This is a genomic window from Stenotrophomonas maltophilia (genome assembly GCF_039555535.1).
In the GTDB taxonomy this organism is placed as follows: Bacteria; Pseudomonadota; Gammaproteobacteria; order Xanthomonadales; family Xanthomonadaceae; genus Stenotrophomonas; species Stenotrophomonas maltophilia_Q.
On the sequence record NZ_CP154630.1, the window covers coordinates 572,904 to 593,867 of the forward strand.

Consider the following 20,964-nt stretch of genomic DNA (forward strand, 5'->3'; position numbering starts at 1 on the left):
CAAAACGTTACCTTCGTGATACATGCGGTGACCATCGCTGACAGCAAAGCGACTGACGCGGGGCCTGGGGCGGGCCGAGCATGGAGTCTCCTCCGCTCCGCGTGCCGTTCCCATGTCGCCCGCCGCCGCCTGCCTGCTGAACCCTTCCCGCCGCTGCCGCTGCGGAGGTGCCCGATGAGCGGCGTGGTCGGGGCCTGGCTGCCGCCCGCCGAGGACGAACACCTGCTGCAGCAGCTGGCGCCGATGCTGCGCGCCCTGCAGCAGCGCGGCCGTGGCCGCATCGGCTACTGGACCGACGCCGAGGCCGGCCTGGCGCTGGGCCATTGCCGGGCGCCCACCGATACGCCGTTGCAGCCCCTGAGTTCGGACTGTGGTCGTTACGTGCTGTGCCTGGATGGCCGGTTGTACAACCGGGCCGACCTGCAGTCGCAGCTGCGCGATCTGCCGCGCAGCTGCAGCGATGCCCGGCTGCTGCTGCAGGCGATCGTCGAATGGGGCGTGGAGCGGGCGCTCTCCCGCATCGAGGGCGCATTCGGTTTCAGCGTATGGGACCGCGAGTCGCGCAAGCTGTGGCTGGCCCGCGACCCGGTCGGCGAGCGACCGCTGTATTACGGCTGGTACCAGGGCCAGTTCCTGTTCGCCTCCGAGCTGAAGGCGCTGCAGGCCTTCGCCGGTTTCGCGCCGAGCATCGACCAGGATGCGCTGAGCCTGCTGCTGCGCCATGACTATGTGCCGGCACCACACACCATCTACCGCGGCATCCACAAGCTGGTGGCAGGCGCGATGCTGCGCATCGATCTGAATGACCATGCGGCTGGCGGTTCCAGCCAGGCCGCACAGGGCGGCTCACGCTACTGGTGCGCACGCGAAGCGATGCAGAGCGCACTGCAGGAACCACTGCAGCCGGAACCCAGCCTGGAGCAGGCCACCGACCAGCTGGAAGCGGTACTGCAGAAGGCCATTGCCGCACGCATGCACTCGCCGCTGGCCTGCGGCGCGTTCCTGTCCGGTGGCACCGATTCTTCATTGGTAACCGCAATGATGCAGGCGCAGTCGACCCTGCCGATCGAAGCCTGGACGGTCGGTTTCGACGATCCCGGCCATGATGAGAGCGACTGGGCCTCGCAGGTCGCGCGCCACCTGGGCGTGCAGCATCACCTGCACCGCATGGACGCGCGCCAGGGCCTGGACCTGCTGCAGCGCCTGCCGCAGGTCTGGTGCGAGCCGTTCGCCGATGCCTCGCAGCTGCCGACCCTGCTCGCCAGCGAACTGCTGGGCGCTCGCAAGCCGGTTGCACTGACCGGTGATGGTGGCGATGAACTGTTCTTCGGTCACCCCAGCTACGGCCGCGCGCTGCGCAATGCACGCCTGTGCGGTGGCCTGCCGGACTGGGTGCGTGACCTGGCACGGCGCAGCGGCAACCGCATGAACGTGGAGCGTGGCCGCCTCGGCGGCTGGCGTGCGCTGGTGGCCGAGGTCGCTGCCAACGACGTGGAAGGCCACTACCTGCAGCGCGTGACGCGCTGGCGGCAGCCGGCGCAGGTGGTGCTGGGCGCACGCGAGCCGATGACGATCTTCCAGCAGCAGGACACCGCGCTGCCGGCCGAGGCGCGCATCCAGCTGCTGGATTTCCGCATGGACCTGGCCGAAGGCATTCTCGCCAAGGTCGATCGTGCCGGCATGGCGGCGGGTGTGGAAACGCGTGCACCGCTGCTGGACATGGAGGTGGTGCGGTTGGCCTGGCGCCTGCCGCAGCACCTGAAGTACCACGATGGCGAGCACAAGCTGATCCTCAAGCACCTGCTGGCGCGCTACCTGCCCGAACCGCTGGTGTATCGCCCCAAGCGCGGCTTCGGGCCGCCGATGGCGCGCTGGTTGGCCGGCCCGCTGCGCGATTGGGCGGAGGCGCTGCTGGACCCGCAGCTGCTGCGCAACCAGGGCTGCTTCGATGCGGCGCGGGTGCGCGGTATCTGGGAGGCGTTCCTGCGCGGTGAGCGCAAGTGGCACACGCACCTGTGGAACGTGCTGATGTTCCAGGCGTGGCACCAGCATTGGCACGGTAATCGCGGGCGCTGAGGTTCCCTCGCGGTGTGTTGTGCGTAGCGCAGGGCGGAGGCCCTTGCGTACGAATGTCCTCCGGCGCCTCCTTGAAAGGCTGCCGCGAGCACTGCGCTCTACCTACCGCACGCCGAGCCTCGTCGGGGCGGGCAGGGGTTTGGGCAAAGTAAAGGAGGAGGTGACGGCCAACGGCCGGCGCCGGGGGACATTTGCCCAGGCCCCTGCCCGCCCCGGCGGGGCCAATCAGTTCGCAGAGAAGTGAGACGAAGAAGTGCTCTGCAATCCGGACGCCAGGCAAAAAAAGACCCGGCAGAGGGAGGGATCTGCCGGGTCCGGATTGCATGGGGGGAGGGACCCATGCAATGAGCGTTGCGTCGCGTCAGTGACTGTTCGCGTCCGCGGTTGATGCGTTGTAACCCTGCGCCAGTTCGGACCAGGCCTTGCTGGCCTGCAGGCCGAGACCGACCATGTCCTGCTGGGCCTGGCCCAGTCGTTGCAGGTTGTCCTGCCACAGTTGCGCGCCCTTGGAGAGCGTCCCGGCCGCATCTTCGCCGCGGGCCAGTTCACCCAGCCAGCCGCCGGTCGCGGTCAGGTTGCGCTCCATCACCTTCAGCTGCACGCCGAACATGCTTTCCGCGTTCTCCAACGCCAACCGGTTCGCGCGCGTTGCCGCGGCTGCGAGCTGGCGGGTGGCATCACTGAAGCGATCGCTGAAGGCGGCGGCCATGGGGCATCAGGAAGTGGCTTGATGCATTGCAGCATACGCCCTTGATGCCGCATTGCAACAAAAATAACAAAGGCGCCCAGGGCGCCTTTGAAAAACCTTTCAGATCAATGGCTTGATCAGACGGTAGGGCCGCGGTAGCGGCAGCCCGAGGTGCAGGTTTCGTGCACGGTGATCTCGCTCAGCGCCGGCAGGCTGGGCTTGAGTTCATTCCAGATCCACACTGCCAGGTTCTCGCTGGTGGGGTTCTCCAGGCCGGGAATGTCATTGAGGTAGTGGTGGTCCAGGCGGTCGTAGATCGGCTGGAAGGCCGCCTTCACGTCGCCGAAGTCCATGATCCAGCCGGTCTGCGCACCGGGCTTGCCCTCGACCTTCAGTTCCACCCGGAACGAGTGGCCGTGCAGGCGCGCGCACTTGTGCCCCGGCGGCACGTTGGGGAGGCGGTGCGCCGCCTCGAGCATGAAGACTTTGAAGATTTCCATGGCGCGATTGTACGCCGCGGGCAGCCGCGCAGCCTGAGTGGATGTTGGTCTTTCGTGAAGAAAGTCTTTTCATCCGGATGAAGAGATGATAGTTTCTCTTATATCCGTATGAAGAGATGTTATTGGCCGGACCCCGGCCAGGCATGGACTACTGCGGAACTTCATCGCCCTTACCACCTCCCCCACATCGTCATGCCCAAGCACACCCTGCTCGTGGCGGCCCTGGCCGTCGCTATGGCCGCGCCTTTGTCCGCCGCCGCCGAAAACTCCGCCGATGCCAGTGGCGAAGCCAGCACCCTGGCCGCTGTGCGCGTCACCGGTTCCAACATCAAGCGCACCGATACCGAGGCCTCCAACCCGGTACAGGTGATCGGCCGCCAGCAGCTGGAACAGACCGGCAAGGCCACCGTGGCTGACGTGCTGCGTTCGATCTCGGCCAACACCGGCAACGCCAGCAACGAAACCACCAACAATGGTTGGGCGTCCGGCTCGGCCGGCATCGGCCTGCGCGGCCTGTCGCAGAAGAACACGCTGGTGCTGCTCAACGGCCGCCGCCTGGCCAACTATGGTTTCCCGGCCGGAGGCCTGTCCGACACCTTCGTCGATCTCAACGCGCTGCCGCTGGTCGCGGTCGAGCGCATCGAAGTGCTCAAGGACGGCGCCTCGGCGGTGTACGGCTCCGACGCCGTGGCCGGCGTGGTCAACATCATCACCCGGCAGAACTTCGAAGGCGCCGAGATCGGCGGCAGCTTCGGCGGCGCCGACCAGGGCGGCCTGCACGAGCAGAACCTGAAGTTCGTCGGTGGCCTCGGCGACCTCGACACCGATGGCTACAACATCCTCTTCAGTTTGCAGGGCTACAACCGCGAGCGCCTCGATCAGGACGAGCGCAACCTGACCAGTAGCGGCATCTACACCGACAAGCCCGGTGGCCGCTGGAACGGCTGGTCGGCCAAGGGCGCGCGCTACCTGGTCAACGGTGTGTCGGTACCGATGCTCGATGCCAGCGGCAACTGCCCGGTCGGTACCACACGCGTCGCCAGCGCGCCGATCGACGGCCTGGCTGGTGATACCTGCGGCTTCAACCAGGCACCGTTCACCACGCTGATCCCCTCGACCAAGCGCTACCAGGCCTATGCCAACGGCACCTTCCGCCTGAGCGACAGCGTCGAAGCCTTCGGCGAAGTGCTGTACAGCCAGATCAAGAGTGCCGCGTGGTTCGGCAGCAGCCCGTTCTTCACCCTGGAGAGTGGCCGCTTCGCACTGAACGCGAACACCGGCCTGGCGGAGCCGGTGTCGTCGCTGCTGCCGGCCAACAATCCTTACAACCTGTACGGCCGTGCGATCCCGATCGAGTACACCTTCTTCGACCTCGGCGGCACGATCAAGACCAACCGCTCCACCGCCTACCGCGGCGTGTTCGGCCTGCGTGGCACCACCGCGTCGTGGGACTGGGAAGTGGCTGCGTTCGGTGCACGCAGCAGCGAGCGCGAGAGCGTCTCTGGTGGCTTCGCCAACCGCTGGGCGCTGGCCGATGCACTGGCCTCGGGCAGCTACAATCTGCTCAACCCGGCGGCGACGCCGCAGTCGGTGCGCGACTCGATCAACATCGCCACGCTGCGTCCGGCCGAATCCAAGCTGCAGGGCATCGATGCGAAGATTTCCGGCAGCCTGGGCCACACCTGGGCCGGCGAGATCGGCTTCGCCGCCGGTGCCGAGTGGCGCCGCGAGAAGCTCGATTCCAACAACCCGTGGCAGATCGACGCCGGCCTGCAGGTGCGCCCGGCCATCGCCGAAGTGCACGGCAAGCGCCAGGTCAGTGCGGCCTATGCCGAAGTGAACGTGCCACTGGCTTCGACGCTGGAGCTGTCCGCCGCCGCGCGTGCCGACCATTACGATGATTTCGGCGATGCCTTCTCGCCGAAGATCGGCCTGCGCTGGCAGCCGCTGGACTTCCTGCTGGTGCGTGCGTCGGCCTCGAAGGGCTTCCGTGCACCGTCGCTGTCGGAGAACTCCAACAGCACCAGCATCGCCTACGGCAGCGTGGTCGATCCGCGTGATCCGGACGTGCCGGGCTCGCGCCAGAACCCGACCTTCTTCACCGTCGGCAACAACGAACTGAAGCCCGAACGCACCAAAAGCGTGAACTTCGGCGTGGTGCTGTCGCCGTGGGCCAACACCAACCTGAGCGTGGACTACTACCGTATCCAGCTGGACAACCTGGTCGGCACCAACAACACCCAGACTCTGGTCAACGACAACGTGGCCGGTGCCGTGCAGCGCGATGAGCGCGGCAAGCTGCAGGCGGTCTACAACCGCTACCAGAACCTGAGCGAGCTGAAGACCTCGGGCATCGACGTTGAACTGCGCCAGCGCATTCCGACCGCTGCGCTCGGCGACTTCACCGTATCCTCGGCCTACACCCACGTGCGCGACTACCGTCGCCCGACCGTGGTCGGTGGGCCGCTGGTGGACTACGCCGGCAGCAACCTGGGCGCGACCCTGCCCAAGGACAAGGCCACCACCACGCTGGACTGGAAGCATGGCGATTTCAACGCAGCCGTGACCTGGTACTACACCAGCAGCTACCGCCAGGAAGCGAGCACCGCGGCCAAGGCCGTGCAGACGCGCGTCGGCAGCTACAGCCAGTACGACCTCTACCTGGCCTACACCGGTGTGGACAAGCTGACCGTGTACGCAAAAGTGCAGAACCTGGCCGACAGGACGCCGCCATACGACGCCTCGTTCCCGGGCATCCGCGCGCCGTACGACTTCAGCCAGTACGACCTGCGTGGCCGCTACTTCACGTTGGGCTTCGATTACCGCTTCTGATCCATCCGCCGCGGCCGGTCACCTGAAGGGACCGGCCGCGTGACTGTCTGCCGTTGTGTTCCAGGGGAGTCACCGTGTCCTTGCATCGCCGTGCCGTTCTTCCGTTGCTGCTTGCCGCCGCCACCGCACTGTCCTCGCCGCTGCCGGTGCAGGCACAGAGCGCGTACTTCTTCCCGCAGGCCACCGACGCGGCCGCGTTCGATACGTCCATTCCCACGCCGGAACAGTTCCTTGGCTATCCGATCGGCAGTCGTTACACCCGGCACGACCAGTTGGTGGCGTACTTCCAGGAACTCGCGAAGCGTTCCGATAAAGTCAGCGTGCGCGAGATCGGTCGCAGTTATGAGGGCCGCCCGCTGCTGATCGCCACCGTCACCACGGCGGGCAACCACGCGCGGCTGGAACAGCTCCGCCAGCAGCACGCGACCCTGGTCGATCCGGCTCAGCCGCGCAGCGCAGCCGGCGACAGCCCGGTGGTGGTGTGGCTGGGCTACAGCGTGCACGGCAACGAAACCTCCAGCGCCGAAGCGGCGATGCTGACCGCTTACTACCTGGTGGCCAACCGCAGCGCGGAAACCCAGCAATGGCTGCAGCAGGCGGTGGTGCTGTTCGATCCGGCGCAGAATCCTGACGGCCGCGACCGCGCCGCCAACTGGCACAACGCCTGGGCGTCCGATCCAGCCTCGGCCGACCCCGCCGACAAGGAACACGTCGAGCCATTCCCGCAGGGCCGCACCAACCACTACTTCTCCGATCTCAACCGCGACTGGCTTGCGCTGACCCAGCAGGACTCGCGGCCGAAGGTGGAGGTGTTCCATCAGTGGCATCCAAACGTGCAGATCGACTTCCACGAAATGGGCAAGGACAGCACGTACTACTTCGAGCCTTCGCCGAAGAGCATGCACAGCCCGTTGATTCCGGCGGCATCGTATGAATTCAACAAGACCCTGGCCAAGTACCACGCACAGGCGCTGGATGCGCTGGGTTCGCTGTACTACACGGGCGAGAACTTCGACAACTTCTCGCCGGTGTACGGCTCCACCTATCCGGACTTCCACGGCGCGGTCGGTGTGACCGTCGAGCAGGCCAGTTCGCGTGGCCGCGTGCAGGAATCGGTGAATGGCCTGCTGACCTTCCCGTTCACCATCCGCAACCAGGTCGCCACCGGGCTGGGCACCGTGCGTGGCGCGGTGGCCGAGCGCACTGGGCTGTTCGACCTGCAGAAGCAGTTCTTCCAGAGCGCGCTGAAGCAGGCCGCGCAGCAGCCGGTGAAAAGCTTCGTGTTTGGAGATGCGCATGATCCGGCGTTGACCCGCCGCCTGCTGGAACTGTTGCTGCTGCATCGCATTGAGGTGCGCGCGCTGGATCGTGCGGTGACCATCGATGGGCGACGCTTCGAGGTGGGCAGTGCCTATGTGGTGCCAGTGCAGCAGGCGCAGTTCCGCCTGGTGCATTCGATCTTCGCAGAGACACCGCCGATCAAGGGGGATGTGTTCTACGGCAGCACCAGTTACGCGATCGCGCCGGCGTATGGTGTGGCCTTCGCGGGCAGCCGCAGCCGCATCAATGGTGGCGCCCGCGTGGCCGCGCTGCCAGCGGAGCAGGGCGCAGTGCTGGGTGACCAGGCCGGCTTCGCCTATGTCATCGACTGGCGCGACTACAACGCCGGGCGTGCACTGGCCGTGCTGCAGGCCAAGGGCCTGAGCACACGCGCAACGTTCCAGCCGTTCACCGCTTCCACCGCACAGGGCGAGGCCGGCTTCGCCGCCGGCAGCATCGTCATTCCGGTGGCTGGACAACCACTGCAGGGCACGGCGTTGCTGGATGCAGTGAGTGCTGCCGCACGCGATGCCGGCGTGCAGGTGCATGCGTTGTCCAGCGGCCGCAGCCGCGAGGGCATCGACCTCGGCAGCGATGGCGTCAAGGCGCTGCGCAAGCCTGCGGTGGCACTGGTGATGGGCGAGGGCGTGGCGGCCACCGAGATCGGCTCGGCCTGGTTCCTGCTTGACCAGCAGTTGCGCCTGCCGGCCAGCAAGCTGGATCCGCAGCAGTTGGGCAAGGTGTCGCTGGACCGTTACACCACGATCGTGCTGTCTGGCGGCAGCTATGCCGCCGTTGACGCATCGGCGGTGACTGCCTTGAAGCGCTGGGTACAGGCCGGTGGCTCGCTGGTGACCTACGGCAGTGCATCGAAGTGGGCGATCGAACAGAAGCTTGCCGACGGCGAAAAGCTTGGCAAGGAAGAAGAGGCTGCTGATGAGAGCCGCCGTGCGTTCGGCGACCAGCGCGACATCGCTGCGATCGAGCGGGTCAGTGGCAACATCCTCAGTGCCGATGTCGATACCAGCCATCCGTTGGCGTTCGGCGTGCCGCGCCGGCAGCTGGCGATCAACAAGGAGAACACGGTGACGCTGCAGCCGAGCGCGAATCCGTTCTCGACGGTGGTGCGCATCGACACGCCGCCGCGGGTGAACGGCTACCTGTCCGAGCGTAACCGCACGCGGGTGGCGGGTAGTGCGTGGCTGCTGGTGTCGGCGCAGGGGCAAGGCAACGTGGTGCTGTTTGCCGATGATCCGGCGCACCGCAAGTACTGGCACGGGACGGATCGGCTGCTGATCAACGCGATCTTCTTCGGGAATCTGGTGAATCCGAGTAAAGCGCGGGGTTGAGGCGTTTGGCGCCGAGTTGTTGTTGTGCTTGGGAGGCAGGGGGCCTCAGCCAGGACACGCCGTGAACCCATCCATGGGGGCTCGATGGCGCCATCCTTGGCGCCAACGGTCCTGGCTGAGGCCCCCTGCCTCCCATGACAGTTTCCTGCGGGCGCGGACGCATCAGACCCCAAGGCGGGAGCAAGGGCAAAAGCAAAAGCAAAGGCAAAGCCAGGAATTGCGGCTTCGGCTTCTGACTTTGAATTTGAATTTGATCTTTCTTCTCCCGGCTACCCGGCGGGAGAAGAAGGCGCAGGCAATGCTTGAAGCGGATGGGCATGGGGGCAGCGCAGAACCGTTGGCGCCATGGATGGCGCCATCGAGCTTACATGGACGTATTTACAGCGTGTTCTGCGCTGCCCCCATGCCCATTCGCCCTCGGTACTGCCACCGCGTGCTTTATCACCCGGTAGCCCGCAACAAAAAAAAGGACGGCGCGTCAGCGCCGTCCCTCGATAAGCCCCCCGCGCAGCGGGAAGCACCAACCATGTCAGCTGGGATCAGCCGGCGCGACCGCCGCCGTTGCCACCCTGGCCGCGGCCACGGCCGCCACCATTGCCGCCGCCACCACGACGCTGGCCCTGGCCGGCACCGGCGCCTGCACGCTGCTGGCCGTTGCCACCGCCCTCGCGACGGCCGCCACCGGCCTTTTTCGGGCCCGCATGCGCATGGCGCGGTGCATCACCGTGCGGACGGCGTGCATGGCTCTTGCGCGGTGCGCGCTCGCCGGTATCGTGCTCGGCCTTGCCCGGTGCACTGTTGCCCCAGCGGATCGGCACCTGCAACTCGAAGCCCGGCACATCACGGATGTCCATGTCGCGGCCCAGCAGGCGCACGATCGCGCGCAGCAGCTTCACTTCATCCTGCGCCACCAGCGAAATCGCCTGGCCTGTCGCGCCATTGCGGCCGGTACGACCGATGCGGTGCACGTAGTCCTCGGCCACCATCGGCAGGTCGAAGTTGATCACCTTCGGCAGCTCGTTGATGTCGATGCCACGCGCGGCGATATCGGTGGCCACCAGCACGGTCACGCGGCCGGCCTTGAAGTCGCCCAGCGCACGCAGGCGCTGGCCCTGGCTCTTGTTGCCATGGATCGCCGCGGTCTTGATGCCCGACTTTTCCAGGAACGTCGCCAGCTTGTCGCTGCCGTGCTTGGTGCGGGCGAATACCAGCGTCTGCTCGCGGCTGTCCTGCGCCAGCAGGTGCAGCAGCAGGTCACGCTTGCGGCCGGCATCGACCGGGTGCACGCGATGGGTGATGGTTTCGGCCACGGTGTTCTTCGGCGTCACCTGGATCTGTTCCGGGTTGCGCATGAACTCCAGCGCCAGCTGGCGGATGTTGTCCTCGAAGGTGGCCGAGAACAGCAGGGTCTGGCGGTTCTGCTTCGGCAGCTTGGCCAGGATGCGCTTGATCGACGGCAGGAAGCCCATGTCGAGCATGCGGTCGGCTTCGTCCAGCACCAGCAGTTCAATGCCGGACAGGTCGATGCTGCGACGCTCCAGGTGGTCGATCAGGCGGCCCGGGCAGGCCACCAGCAGGTCCACGCCACGGCGCAGGATGTCCAGCTGGTTGCCCATGCCGACGCCGCCGTAGATGCAGGCGCTGGGGATGCGCAGGTACTTGCTGTAGCCACGCAGGCTGTCGTGCACCTGGGTGGCCAGTTCGCGGGTCGGGGCCAGGATCAGCGCACGCGGCTTGCGCGGGCCGCTGCGCACTTCCTGCGAGGCGGTGCCCAGGTGCTGCAGCAATGGCAGGCCGAAGGCGGCGGTCTTGCCGGTACCGGTCTGTGCACCGGCCAGCAGGTCGCGACCGGCCAGCGCCAGCGGGATCGCCTGCTGCTGGATCGGGGTCGGGTTTTCGTAGCCCTGCTCGGCAAGCGCACGCAGCAGGAAGGGCGCCAGGCCCAGCGATTCAAAAGACATTGAGGTTGCTCCAAGTACAAGAAACGCCTGTCCGAACGGACAGACGGGGGCAGATCAAACTGATCGGCTGACTCGGAGCGTTCCCGTGAACCGCGCTGCGAGAAGTTGGGTGCAGCCGGCGCGGAGCGCAGGCTGGAATGCGTGACGAACGGTGTCGGAGTGGGGGCGGGCGACGGGGCGGACCCCGGACGCCGGCGATCCCGAAGGGAAACGGACGGCCGCTGCAGACCCGCCTAGTCTAACCGATGGCTGAGACCTTACGCAAAAATCCCCGTTCAGGTAGGGGGCTCTCTGCAGGGCTGCGCCCTGCACCCGCAGAGGCCGAAGCAACGTCAACGTCAACGTCAAAAGCGGGTTTTCTGAGGGATGGCGGGGTGGGTCCGGTGGCGGGAGACGCCGTAAACCCGTCCATGGGGGCTTGGCCGCGGCATCCATGCCGCGGACACTCCCGCCACCGGACCCATCCCGCCTTCGACAGTTTCCCGCGATCTGCGGTAGATCCACGCCGTGCGTGGATGCTCTTCGTTCAATTGTCGAAATATTCGATTTCAATGGAGATTCATCCACGCATGGCGTGGATCTACTGGCCACCGGCCTACTGTCGAAGGCGGGGCACTGTGGGTTTGCGGGGTGTGAGCGGCATGGATGCCGCGACCAAGCCCCCAGGGACGGGTTTACGGCGTCCCCGCAAACCCACAGTGTCCCGCCATCCCACGGAATGCCCGTTGTTGCTGTTGCTTCGGCCGTTGCCTTGGCTTGAAGCAGGTGCAGGGTGCAACCCTGCCGAACCCCCCATTACGGTAGGGTGGGCCGATGCCGCGCTGCAGCTTGGCGTCGCCGCAGATTTGATTACACTTGAAACTTGTTTGCCCACGACTCCGGACACCCACCCATGAAGCTTGGTTCTTTGAAGGAAGGCGGCCGCGACGGCACCCTGATCGTCGTCTCGCGTGACCTGCGCCACGGCGTGCGCGCCACCGGCATTGCCGCCACCCTGCAGCAGGCCCTGGAGGACTGGAGCCACATCGCGCCGCGCCTGAACGCGCTGTCCGAATCGCTCAATGCCGGCGACGCCGACGGCGTGTTCGATCTGGATGTGCAGGCACTTGCCGCGCCGATGCCGCGCGCCTATGAATTCGTCGACGGCAGCGCCTACCTGCCGCACGTCGAGCGCGTGCGCCGTGCGCGTGGTGCCGAGGTGCCGGAGAGCTTCTACACCGACCCGCTGATGTACCAGGCCACCAGCGCAGGTTTCTACGGCCCGCGTGATGCGGTCAAGGTGGTCAGCGAGGACTATGGCATCGACCTGGAAGCGGAGATCGTGGTGATCACCGACGACGTGCCGATGGCCGCCACCCCGGAGCAGGCCGCAGGCCACATCCAGCTGGTCGGCCTGGTCAATGATGTTTCGCTCCGCAACCTGATCCCGGGTGAGCTGGCCAAGGGTTTCGGTTTCCTGCAGTCCAAGCCGCGCTCGGCGTTGTCACCGGTGTTCGTCACCCCCGACGAGCTGGGTGATGCCTGGCAGGACAGCAAGGTGCACCTGCCGCTGCTGACCCACATCAACGGCCAGTGGTTCGGTGCGCCGGAAGCGGGCGTGGACATGCAGTTCAACTTCGCCCAGCTGGTCGCGCATGCGGCCAAGACCCGCCCGCTGGGTGCTGGCACCATCGTCGGCTCCGGCACCATCGCCAACGAAGACACCAGCAAGGGTGCGTCGTGCTTCGCCGAGCAGCGCGTGGTGGAAACCCTGCGCGATGGCAAGCCGAGCACGCCGTTCATGTCGTTCGGCGATGTGGTCCGCATCGAGATGCTCGACGCCGCCGGCAACAGCATCTTCGGTGCGATCGAACAGCGCATCGAACAGGCGGCCAAGCCCTGAGCATGGAGGCGGCGATGGACATCCTGGTTGACGACGGCCCGGTCGACGACGGCATCGTGCTGTACACGTACTGGCGATCCAGCGCCGCCTACCGCGTGCGCATCGGCCTGGAGCTGAAGGGCCTGGCCTGGGAGGCCCGGCCGGTGCACCTGGTCCGCGACGGTGGCGAGCAGCACCTTGACGCCTATCGCGCGCTCAATCCGCAGCAGCTGGTGCCGACCCTGCTGCACGATGGGCACACGCTGACCCAGTCACTGGCGATCGTCGAGTACCTGGAAGAGCGCTTCCCGCAGGTGCCGCTGCTGCCGGCCGACGCCGCCGGCCGCGCGCGGGTGCGGGCGCTGGCCCAGCTGGTGGCCTGCGATATCCATCCGATCAACAACCTGCGGGTGATGCAGTACCTGGAACGCGACCTGCAACTGCCGGCCGACGCCCGCACGCAATGGACCCTGCACTGGATCGCCGAAGGCTTTGCCGCGATGGAAGCGATGCTGGCCAACAGCCGCGACACCGGCACCTTCTGCCACGGCGACCGCCCCGGCCTGGCCGATCTTTGCCTGCTGCCGCAGCTCTACAACGCCCACCGCTTCGGCCTCGACCTGGCGCCGTACCCGACCCTGCGCCGCATCGAGGCCGCCTGCCAGGCACTGGAGGCCTTCGAGCGCGTGCGCCCGGAGAACCAGCTCGACGCCGCCTGACGGGCCGCTTCGCTCGCCGGGCGCGGCCAGGCGCTACCGGTCCCCGGCCCGTGGAAGCGCCGGGCCATGCCCGGCGGATTCCCCATCCCCTCGCAGCATCTGCCGAAGGTCCTCCCGGAACAGCCGATAGCCGGCCTCGCGGCGGGCATCATCGCCCTGCCGGAGCACCCACGCCGGATGAACGGTGGCATAGCCGCGGGTGCCGTCCTGCAGCGTATGCCAGCGTCCACGGTCGTGCGACAGATTGAAATCCCGGCCAAAGACCGAGGCTGCCGCGGTTGCGCCCAGGCAGACGATGATCTGCGGCCGCACCCGCGCGATCTCGCCCATCAGCCACGGCCGGCAGGCCTGGATGTGGCGGCTTTCCGGACGCTTGTGCAGCCGGATCCTGCCGCGGCGCTCATGGTGGAAGTGCTTTACCGCATTGGTCAGGTACAGCGCGGCGCGATCGATTCCCAGCTCAGCCAGGGCACGGTCCAGCAGCTGGCCAGCCGGGCCGGCGAACGGCTGGCCGCGCAGATCCTCGGTATCACCCGGCTGCTCGCCGATCACCATCACCCGCGCATTGGCCGGCCCTTGGCCGAACACCGCCTGCGTGGCGGTCTCCCACAGCGGGCACTGGCGGCAGGCGCTGGCCTGCTGTCGCAGCGTCTGAAGGCTGCCGGTATCGGGGGGCGCCGACGCAGCATCCCCACGCATGGGAATCCTGCGCTGCGGTGCCTGCGCTGGCCGGTCATGCATTTCCTGCACGCGATCGCCCGCATCGCGCACCAGGCGCGGCAGCAGCTGCGCCTCGGGCAGGTGGCGCCAGTACTTGACCGGCATCTCCTGCATCATCATCCGGGTGTTGAGCCGCGCGGGATTGAAGATGCTGGCGTAATAGGTCTGCCACAGGGCCTCGCGCGCATCCTCGGCCGGGGCGTCCTCGCGTCGTGCGCCGGGGCCGAACGCCAGTGCCTGCCCATCCCATGCCACGCTGCGTGACGGTGTCAGGATAGCCCAGCGCATGCCGGTGAAGCGGCGCGCGAAGAACGGCGCCACCCGATCGACGATGTGATGCTGTGGTTCGAACCACGCGATGAACGCCTCGGGCTGGCCGGGGACTTCGCGGAAGCGCACGAACGCCTTCATCTTGTGGGTATCGCGGCGAACGGCCTGGGCGAGCGCGGTTGCGCGCAGCACGTCGGCATCGGCGGGATTGGACAGCACCGAGCGCTCGCCATGGGTGATGCGCCACAGCAGCCGGTACAACAGGGCCATGCGCTGCATATCGCGGTGGCACAGGCAGGTGGCCGCCAGTTCAAGGAAGTCGCGCGGTACGTTCGGCACGCCGGCATCGGCCAGCACGGGCGCGGAGCTGACCGCCGGCGCATCCAGCAGTGATGCGTCGCTGCCCTCCAGCCAGTCCAGCTGTTCCGGTGCGATGCCGCGCAACAGGGCATCGCGCGCGCCGTTGCGCCAGGCCTCCAGCGACCACGGCGGGTCCACCCGCAGCGACCAGCGCTGCGTGTCAGGCTGACGGTAGGGCATCGAACAGCGATCCCTGACGGGGCGGTGGGGCCAATTGGGCGCGCAGCGCAGCCGGATCGTCCAGCGCCCTGCGCGGGTGGTGGTCGGCCAGCAGCACGAACGGTAGCAGTTTGCTCATCGGCGCCTTCAGGCGGGCGATGTCCGCCACGCGCAGGCGCCCGTGCCGGCGCGCCATCAGCACGCGCTCTGCATTGCGCACGCCCAGCCCGGGTACGCGCAGCAGCATTTCCTTCGGCGCGCGGTTGAGATCCACGGGGAAGCGTTCTGGGTGGCGGATCGCCCAGGCCATCTTGGGGTCGATATCCAGGTCGAGCATGCCGTCCTGGGTGGTGTCGGTAATCTCATCCACGCCGTAGCCGTAGAAGCGCAGCAGCCAGTCAGCCTGGTAAAGGCGATGTTCGCGCTGCAGCGGTGGCGGCTGCAGTGGCAGCTGCCGGCTGGCGTCCGGAATCGGGCTGAACGCGGAGTAGTAGACCCGGCGCATGCGGTAGTTGCCGTACAGACTCTCGGCGCTTGCCAGGATCTGCTGGTCGTTCGCCCCGTCCGCGCCGACGATCATCTGCGTGCTCTGCCCGGCCGGGGCGAAACGGGGAGGGCGCGGGCGTGCGACGCGGCTTGCAGTCGGCGCCACCGCGGCGGGGGCCTTGCGTGCCTCCTTGGCTTCCTCGATGCGCCAGCGCAGCTCGCCCATCGCACCGCGGATCGACTGTACGGTTTTCTCCGGTGCCAGCGCGCTCAGCCCGGCTTCGGTGGGCAGCTCCACGTTGATCGACAGCCGGTCGGCGTAGCGCCCGGCGCTGGCCAGCAGTTCCGGCGACGCTTCGGGAATGGTCTTGAGGTGGATGTAGCCGGCAAAGCGGTGTTCCTCGCGCAGGCGCCGGGCGACCTCCACCATCTGCTCCATCGTGTAGTCCGCATTGCGGATGATGCCGCTGGAGAGGAACAGGCCTTCGATGTAGTTGCGTTTGTAGAAATCCAGGGTCAGCGCGACCACCTCGTCCACGCTGAAACGCGCGCGGGCCACATTGCTGGACACGCGATTGACGCAATAGGCGCAGTCGTAGACGCAGAAGTTGGTCAGCAGGATCTTCAGCAGCGATACGCAGCGGCCATCCGGCGTGTAGCTGTGGCAGATGCCCATGCCTTCGGTGCTGCCGATGCCGCCGCTGGCGCGTGAGTCGCGCTTGCCCGAGCCGCTGGAGGCGCAGGAGGCATCGTACTTGGCGGCGTCAGCCAGGATGGCAAGCTTGCGGATGGTTTCCATTGCGGAAACCTACGGATGAGCGGTCTCAATGGATGAGATCGGCCCTGAATCCTTCAGGCTTGCGCCGGGCATGGCCCGGCGCTACCGGTGTCGAAAGAGCTGCGCGGATCAGAACCCGTGGGTGATGCTTGGCGCGCCCGCAGAGAAATCCGCGTAGGGATCGTGCTCGCCGCTGCTGCCTTCGGACAGGCGGAACTTCAGCGCCAGGCCGTCGCGCGAGTCGGCGGCGCGCAGCGCTTCCTCCTGCTCGATGGTGCCGGCCTTGGCCAGCCGGAACAGGCACTGGTCGAAACTCTCCATGCCCTCTTCCAGGGATGCTTCCATCGCCGCCTTGATCTCGTGCACCTGGCCGCGACGCAGCAGGTCGCGGATCATCGGCGTGTTGAGCAGCACTTCGGTGGCCGGCAGGCGACGGCCTTCCTTGTTCTTCACCAGGCGCTGGCTGATCACCGCGCGCAGGTTCAGCGCCAGGTTCATCAGCACGTTCTTGTGCGCGCTTTCCGGGAAGAAGTTGAGGATGCGCTCGATGGTCTGGTCGGCGTTGTTGGAGTGCAGGGTGGCCAGGCACAGGTGGCCGGTCTCGGCGAAGGCGATCGCCGCCTCCATTGTTTCCGCGTCCAGGATCTCGCCGATCAGGATCACGTCCGGCGCTTCACGCATCGCGTTCTTCAGCGCGTTGTGGAAGGCATGGGTGTCCAGCCCGACCTCGCGCTGGTTGACGATCGACATCTTGTGCTTGTGCAGGTACTCGATCGGGTCCTCGATGGTGAGGATGTGACCGGTGGTGGTGCTGTTGCGGTGGTCGATCATCGATGCCAGCGAGGTGGACTTGCCCGAGCCGGTGGACCCCACCACCAGCACCAGCCCACGCGGGGTCATGATGACGTCCTTCAGCACCTGCGGCAGGTTCAGCTCTTCGATGCTCGGAATCCGGCTGCGGATGGCGCGGATGACCATGCCGACTTCACCGCGCTGCTTGAACACATTGACGCGGAAACGACCGGCATCGGGCAGGGCGATGGCCATGTTGAGTTCCAGCTCGCGCTCGAACTGCGGTACCTGGCCTTCGTCCATCAGCGAGTAGGCGATCTTCTTGACCATGCCCGGCGGCAGGCCGGTGTTGCCCAGCGGATAGAGCTTCCCCTCGATCTTGATGTAGACCGGTGCCCCGGTGGTCAGAAACATGTCCGAAGCGTTCTTTTCGGTCATCAGCTTCAGGAAGTAGCCGATATCCATTGCGAATTTTCCCCAACGAAACGGCCGACGCCCGTTGCCAGCACGGTGTCGGCTTGACGACAATGGCCGTGAACCGACAACCGGTACGGCCTCCCCAATGAAACGACTTAGCTTCGCACGAATGCGCCACAGCCTGTATGTGATGGCGTTTGCATTCGCACTGTCTGCCCCCGCCTGGGCGCAGGATGGCGCGATGGAACTGGCCCAGGCCCGGCAGGCGGTCGACAAGGCCACCCAGGCCGATGCCGACCAGTACGCCCCGGACCTGATCGGGCTGGCCCGGCAGGGGCTGGAGCAGGCCCAGCGCGCCGCCGGCGACCGCCGCGAGCGCAAGAACGCCCCGGCAATGGCCCTGCGTGCCGCCGCCGATGCCGACCTGGCCCGCGTGCGCAGCGAGGAAGCCACCGTGACCGCCCAGCTGCAGCTGCGCCGCAACGAGGTCAACCAGCTGCAACGCCAGCTGTCGACCGGGGAGGATCGCCGGTGAAGCCGATGACTGCCGCAACCCTGGCCGCGCTGCTGGCGCTGCCTACGCTGGCCGTGGCCGCTGACAACCCGATGGTGGCGCAGCTGAGCCAGCGCCTGATGGCCATCCAGGCCAACCCGGATACCGCTGAGCTGGGCGCCTTCGAGCGCATGCAGGCCCAGCAGGCCATCGCCACCCTGGACAAGGCCAAGCGCCGCGACCAGGAACTGGCCACCTACCTGGCCGAGCGCCGGGTGGAGATCGCCGAGACGGCCGTGCGTACCGCGCTGGCCGCCCGCGAGGTCGACCGCCTGGAGCGGACCCGCAGCGACCTGCTGATCGAGGCCAGCCGCCGCGACGCCGCGCGCGCCCGCCAGGAGGCCGAACAGCTGCGCATGCAGGCACAGATGCAGGCCGAGGAGGCTGAACGCCTGCGCCAGGCCGCCGAGGCCGAAACCCTGGCCCGCCAGGACGCCGAGAACGCCCTGACCAGCGTGGCTGGCAAGCAGCAGCAGCGCCTCAGCGCTGCCCAGCAGAACGCCGCCAAGCTGGCCCGCGAGGAAGCCGAGCTGGTGTCCGGTCAGAAGCTGCCGGGCTCGAAGTTCGATGGCCGCGGCGAGGTCTTCACCTTCCGTGGCGATGCGTTTGCCGCCGGCGCCTCCAGCCTGTCCGGCGGCGCCCGCAACCAGGCCAAGGCGTTGGCCGAATACCTGAACATCGGCAAGAAGGGCCGCCTGCGCATCGAGGCGTACGACAGTGCCAATGGCGTGGGCCAGAAGCGTGCCGAGGCCCTGCGTGACGCGCTGGTTGCTGCGGGGGTCGCGAGCAACCGGATCCAGCTCGCCGGAAAGAAGGCGGCCTCCACCCAGGCACGTTCGGCCGAGGTCATCATCGCCCCGTAATTGCTTGATATCGTTTGTTTTTCGTTGTGATGAGCATTCAGCCTGAACCCCGCCCCGGCGGGGTTCGGTCTTTTTGACGCAGGGGTCTTGTACCCCGCCTTGAGCAGGCGTAGGGTCAATCGTCCGGGACGCAATGCCGCGGACCGGACGATGGGAGGGCCGGGCCGATGCAAGCAGGGCGCGAACCGCAGCAGATCGACGTGCGCAGGCCAGTGCCGCAGGTCGTTGCAGGCGTCCAGGTGGCCATCGACCGGCGCTCCTCCATGAACAACGCCCCGTGCCTTGTGGCCGGGGCGTTCGTGTATCTGTCGAAGGAGGTCCATCATGTTTGAAGATCAGCCCCAGAGCGAGATCGACGCACGTCGCGCGCGTGATCCGGAGTTCAGGGCACTCCATGACCAGCACCGCAAGTTGAACAAGAAGTGCATGGACGCGGAGTTGGGCGTACTCCCGATCGATGATGTCACCCTGGGTCGCATGAAGCGCGAGAAGCTGCTGGCCAAGCAACGACTTCTGCGAATGTACGAAACACCGCTCCCAACGACGTCCCCCACGCTTTGACGCACCCCGTCACGCCCGGAACGGCGTGACCCGGCCATCGATGGCCCCCGCCGGGCGCTCCTGCCCCGGCATCGCGGTACCGCCGATGAGGCGGCCGCGCCAAGGCACCACAGGCAGTGGTGCCTTGGCCTGCAGGCACCACTCACCGATGCGGGCGGTACCGGTCTCCTCGTCGATCCGGGGCCGTCCGCATCTCTTTTTGCGGGCTTGTGGCCCGTCTCCGCGCCGACCTGACATTCATCGCCATCCGACGGATAATCACCGGTCCGGCCCTCCGCGGCGCGAACCGAAAGTCCTCCGAATGCCCATTCATTCTTCCGTCCTCGAACTCATCGGCCAGACCCCGATCGTCAAGGCCCAGCGCCTGGACAGCGGCGTCTGCGAGCTCTACCTGAAGCTCGAAAGCGCCAACCCGGGCGGATCGATCAAGGATCGCATCGGCCTTTCAATGATCGAGGCGGCGGAGCAGCGTGGCGACCTGAAGCCGGGTGCGACCCTGGTGGAAGGTACCGCCGGCAACACCGGCCTGGGTCTGGCTCTGGTCGCGCAGCAGAAGGGCTACAAGCTGATCCTGGTCGTTCCCGACAAGATGAGCCGCGAGAAGATCTTCAACCTGAAGGCGATGGGCGCCGAAGTCCGCCTGACCCGCTCGGACGTGGCCAAGGGCCATCCGGAGTACTACCAGGATCTGGCCAAGACCATCGCCGAGCAGACCCCGGGTGCCTACTTCATCAACCAGTTCGGCAACCCGGACAACCCGGCCGCGCATGAATTCGGTACCGGCCCGGAGATCCTGGAGCAGATGGGCGGCGATCTCGACGCCATCGTGTTCGGCTGCGGCAGCTCCGGCACCATGACCGGCCTGTCGCGCGCGTTCGCCAAGCTGTCGCCGAAGACCGAGCTGGTGCTGGCCGATCCGGTCGGTTCGATCCTGGCCGAGTACATCAACGACGGCAATCTGAACGACAAGTCGGGCAGCTGGCTGGTGGAAGGCATCGGCGAGGACTTCCTGCCGTCGATCTCCGACTTCAGCCGCGTCAAGAAGGCCTATGCCATCAGCGACGCCGAGAGCTTCCACACCGCGCGCGAACTGCTGGGCAAGGAAGGTATCCTCGGTGGCTCGTCCACTGGCACCCTGCTGGCCGCTGCGCTGAAGTACTGCAAGGAGCAGACCGCGCCGAAGAAGGTGCTGGTGCTGGTGTGCGATACCGGCAACAAGTACCTGTCGAAGATGTACAACGACTACTGGATGCTGGACAACGGCTTCCTGGAGCGCCCGCAGCACGGCGACCTGCGCGACCTGATCCTGCGCCCGTATGGCCAGCGCGACACTGTCGTGATCGGACCGAACGACCTGCTGACCACCGCTTACCAGCGCATGAAGCTGTACGACGTGTCGCAGCTGCCGGTGATGGACGGTGACCAGCTGGTCGGCATCGTCGACGAAAGCGACGTGCTGCTGCATGTCTATGGTGACGAAGCACGCTTCCGCGACACCGTCGCCACGGCGATGGTCAGCAAGCTGGACCGGCTGGACGTGAAGTCGCCGATCGAGGCGCTGCTGCCGGTGTTCGACCGCGGCCAGGTGGCGATCGTGATGGACGGCAATGCCTTCCTGGGCCTGATCACCCGTATCGACCTGCTGAACTATCTGCGCCGTCGCGTGCAGTAAGCCGTTGATCGCAGACGTTCGCTGCTG

The 20,964-nt window shown here is 66.7% G+C and carries 15 protein-coding genes; 9 read left to right on the forward strand and 6 right to left on the reverse strand.

Going from position 1 to position 20,964, the window contains the following annotated elements; translation table 11 throughout:
• The first annotated feature begins 174 nt into the window (after positions 1-174).
• On the forward strand, positions 175-2,076 hold the full coding sequence (gene asnB / locus AASM09_RS02595) for an asparagine synthase (glutamine-hydrolyzing) (RefSeq protein WP_049432251.1): 1,902 nt from the start codon (positions 175-177) through the stop codon (positions 2,074-2,076).
• A 361-nt stretch (positions 2,077-2,437) separates the two neighbouring features.
• On the opposite strand, the gene AASM09_RS02600 is transcribed toward asnB, so the two are convergent.
• Complete coding sequence (locus AASM09_RS02600) at positions 2,438-2,785, reverse strand: phasin family protein (protein ID WP_049432249.1); 348 nt, start codon at positions 2,783-2,785, stop codon at positions 2,438-2,440.
• A gap of 116 nt (positions 2,786-2,901) precedes the next feature.
• Complete coding sequence (gene queD, locus AASM09_RS02605) at positions 2,902-3,264, reverse strand: 6-carboxytetrahydropterin synthase QueD (RefSeq protein ID WP_049432246.1); 363 nt, start codon at positions 3,262-3,264, stop codon at positions 2,902-2,904.
• A 192-nt stretch (positions 3,265-3,456) separates the two neighbouring features.
• Here queD and AASM09_RS02610 point away from each other — a divergent pair, with 192 nt between their 5' ends.
• Both AASM09_RS02610 and AASM09_RS02615 read left to right on the forward strand, forming a co-directional pair.
• Positions 3,457-6,096 carry a TonB-dependent receptor gene (locus AASM09_RS02610; protein ID WP_343368750.1) on the forward strand — a complete coding sequence of 880 codons (2,640 nt, stop codon included), beginning with the start codon at positions 3,457-3,459 and terminating at the stop codon, positions 6,094-6,096.
• A 74-nt stretch (positions 6,097-6,170) separates the two neighbouring features.
• Positions 6,171-8,765: a M14 family metallopeptidase gene (locus tag AASM09_RS02615; protein WP_100443760.1), complete on the forward strand. Its 2,595-nt coding sequence runs from the start codon at positions 6,171-6,173 to the stop codon at positions 8,763-8,765.
• Positions 8,766-9,304: 539 nt separating this feature from the next.
• Here the strand turns inward: AASM09_RS02615 and AASM09_RS02620 are convergent.
• On the reverse strand, positions 9,305-10,726 hold the full coding sequence (locus tag AASM09_RS02620; protein WP_049432238.1) for a DEAD/DEAH box helicase: 1,422 nt from the start codon (positions 10,724-10,726) through the stop codon (positions 9,305-9,307).
• An 892-nt stretch (positions 10,727-11,618) separates the two neighbouring features.
• Between AASM09_RS02620 and AASM09_RS02625 the strand changes: the two genes are divergently transcribed.
• Together AASM09_RS02625 and maiA are read left to right on the forward strand one after the other, a co-directional pair.
• Positions 11,619-12,608: a fumarylacetoacetate hydrolase family protein gene (locus tag AASM09_RS02625; RefSeq protein ID WP_049427974.1), complete on the forward strand. Its 990-nt coding sequence runs from the start codon at positions 11,619-11,621 to the stop codon at positions 12,606-12,608.
• A 14-nt stretch (positions 12,609-12,622) separates the two neighbouring features.
• Positions 12,623-13,306, forward strand: a complete 684-nt coding sequence (maiA, locus tag AASM09_RS02630) for a maleylacetoacetate isomerase (RefSeq protein ID WP_049427981.1) — start codon at positions 12,623-12,625, stop codon at positions 13,304-13,306.
• Positions 13,307-13,339: 33 nt separating this feature from the next.
• Here the strand turns inward: maiA and AASM09_RS02635 are convergent, their stop codons facing one another.
• The 3 genes from AASM09_RS02635 to AASM09_RS02645 all read right to left on the reverse strand — a co-directional run bounded on the left by AASM09_RS02635 (position 13,340) and on the right by AASM09_RS02645 (position 17,336).
• On the reverse strand, positions 13,340-14,836 hold the full coding sequence (locus AASM09_RS02635) for a UdgX family uracil-DNA binding protein (RefSeq protein ID WP_049427971.1): 1,497 nt from the start codon (positions 14,834-14,836) through the stop codon (positions 13,340-13,342).
• Positions 14,817-16,100, reverse strand: coding sequence for a putative DNA modification/repair radical SAM protein (locus tag AASM09_RS02640; protein ID WP_049427967.1), 1,284 nt, complete (start codon positions 16,098-16,100; stop codon positions 14,817-14,819). Before AASM09_RS02640 ends, AASM09_RS02635 begins: the two co-directional genes overlap by 20 nt.
• 108 nt (positions 16,101-16,208) lie before the next feature.
• Positions 16,209-17,336 (reverse strand): PilT/PilU family type 4a pilus ATPase, encoded by a 1,128-nt coding sequence (locus AASM09_RS02645; RefSeq protein WP_004141526.1) that lies wholly within the window; start codon positions 17,334-17,336, stop codon positions 16,209-16,211.
• Between the two features lie 121 nt (positions 17,337-17,457).
• Here AASM09_RS02645 and AASM09_RS02650 point away from each other — a divergent pair, with 121 nt between their 5' ends.
• The 4 genes from AASM09_RS02650 to AASM09_RS02665 all read left to right on the forward strand — a co-directional run bounded on the left by AASM09_RS02650 (position 17,458) and on the right by AASM09_RS02665 (position 20,937).
• Complete coding sequence (locus AASM09_RS02650) at positions 17,458-17,823, forward strand: DUF4398 domain-containing protein (RefSeq protein WP_005407961.1); 366 nt, start codon at positions 17,458-17,460, stop codon at positions 17,821-17,823.
• Complete coding sequence (locus tag AASM09_RS02655; protein ID WP_005407962.1) at positions 17,820-18,704, forward strand: hypothetical protein; 885 nt, start codon at positions 17,820-17,822, stop codon at positions 18,702-18,704. Before AASM09_RS02650 ends, AASM09_RS02655 begins: the two co-directional genes overlap by 4 nt.
• Positions 18,705-19,028: 324 nt before the next feature.
• Positions 19,029-19,265, forward strand: coding sequence for a YdcH family protein (locus AASM09_RS02660; RefSeq protein ID WP_005407964.1), 237 nt, complete (start codon positions 19,029-19,031; stop codon positions 19,263-19,265).
• 301 nt (positions 19,266-19,566) lie between these two features.
• Positions 19,567-20,937 (forward strand): pyridoxal-phosphate dependent enzyme, encoded by a 1,371-nt coding sequence (locus AASM09_RS02665; RefSeq protein ID WP_049427966.1) that lies wholly within the window; start codon positions 19,567-19,569, stop codon positions 20,935-20,937.
• Positions 20,938-20,964 lie beyond the last annotated feature (27 nt).

Bases quoted from the DNA above. Each gene is read 5' to 3' on its own strand.
- asnB (WP_049432251.1), top strand. From the start codon at position 175: ATGAGCGGCGTGGTCGGGGCCTGGCTGCCGCCCGCCGAGGACGAACAC.
- AASM09_RS02600 (WP_049432249.1), bottom strand. From the start codon at position 2,785: ATGGCCGCCGCCTTCAGCGATCGCTTCAGTGATGCCACCCGCCAGCTC.
- queD (WP_049432246.1), bottom strand. From the start codon at position 3,264: ATGGAAATCTTCAAAGTCTTCATGCTCGAGGCGGCGCACCGCCTCCCC.
- AASM09_RS02610 (WP_343368750.1), top strand. From the start codon at position 3,457: ATGCCCAAGCACACCCTGCTCGTGGCGGCCCTGGCCGTCGCTATGGCC.
- AASM09_RS02620 (WP_049432238.1), bottom strand. From the start codon at position 10,726: ATGTCTTTTGAATCGCTGGGCCTGGCGCCCTTCCTGCTGCGTGCGCTT.
- AASM09_RS02625 (WP_049427974.1), top strand. From the start codon at position 11,619: ATGAAGCTTGGTTCTTTGAAGGAAGGCGGCCGCGACGGCACCCTGATC.
- maiA (WP_049427981.1), top strand. From the start codon at position 12,623: ATGGACATCCTGGTTGACGACGGCCCGGTCGACGACGGCATCGTGCTG.
- AASM09_RS02635 (WP_049427971.1), bottom strand. From the start codon at position 14,836: ATGCCCTACCGTCAGCCTGACACGCAGCGCTGGTCGCTGCGGGTGGAC.
- AASM09_RS02640 (WP_049427967.1), bottom strand. From the start codon at position 16,100: ATGGAAACCATCCGCAAGCTTGCCATCCTGGCTGACGCCGCCAAGTAC.
- AASM09_RS02645 (WP_004141526.1), bottom strand. From the start codon at position 17,336: ATGGATATCGGCTACTTCCTGAAGCTGATGACCGAAAAGAACGCTTCG.
- AASM09_RS02650 (WP_005407961.1), top strand. From the start codon at position 17,458: ATGCGCCACAGCCTGTATGTGATGGCGTTTGCATTCGCACTGTCTGCC.
- AASM09_RS02660 (WP_005407964.1), top strand. From the start codon at position 19,029: ATGTTTGAAGATCAGCCCCAGAGCGAGATCGACGCACGTCGCGCGCGT.
- AASM09_RS02665 (WP_049427966.1), top strand. From the start codon at position 19,567: ATGCCCATTCATTCTTCCGTCCTCGAACTCATCGGCCAGACCCCGATC.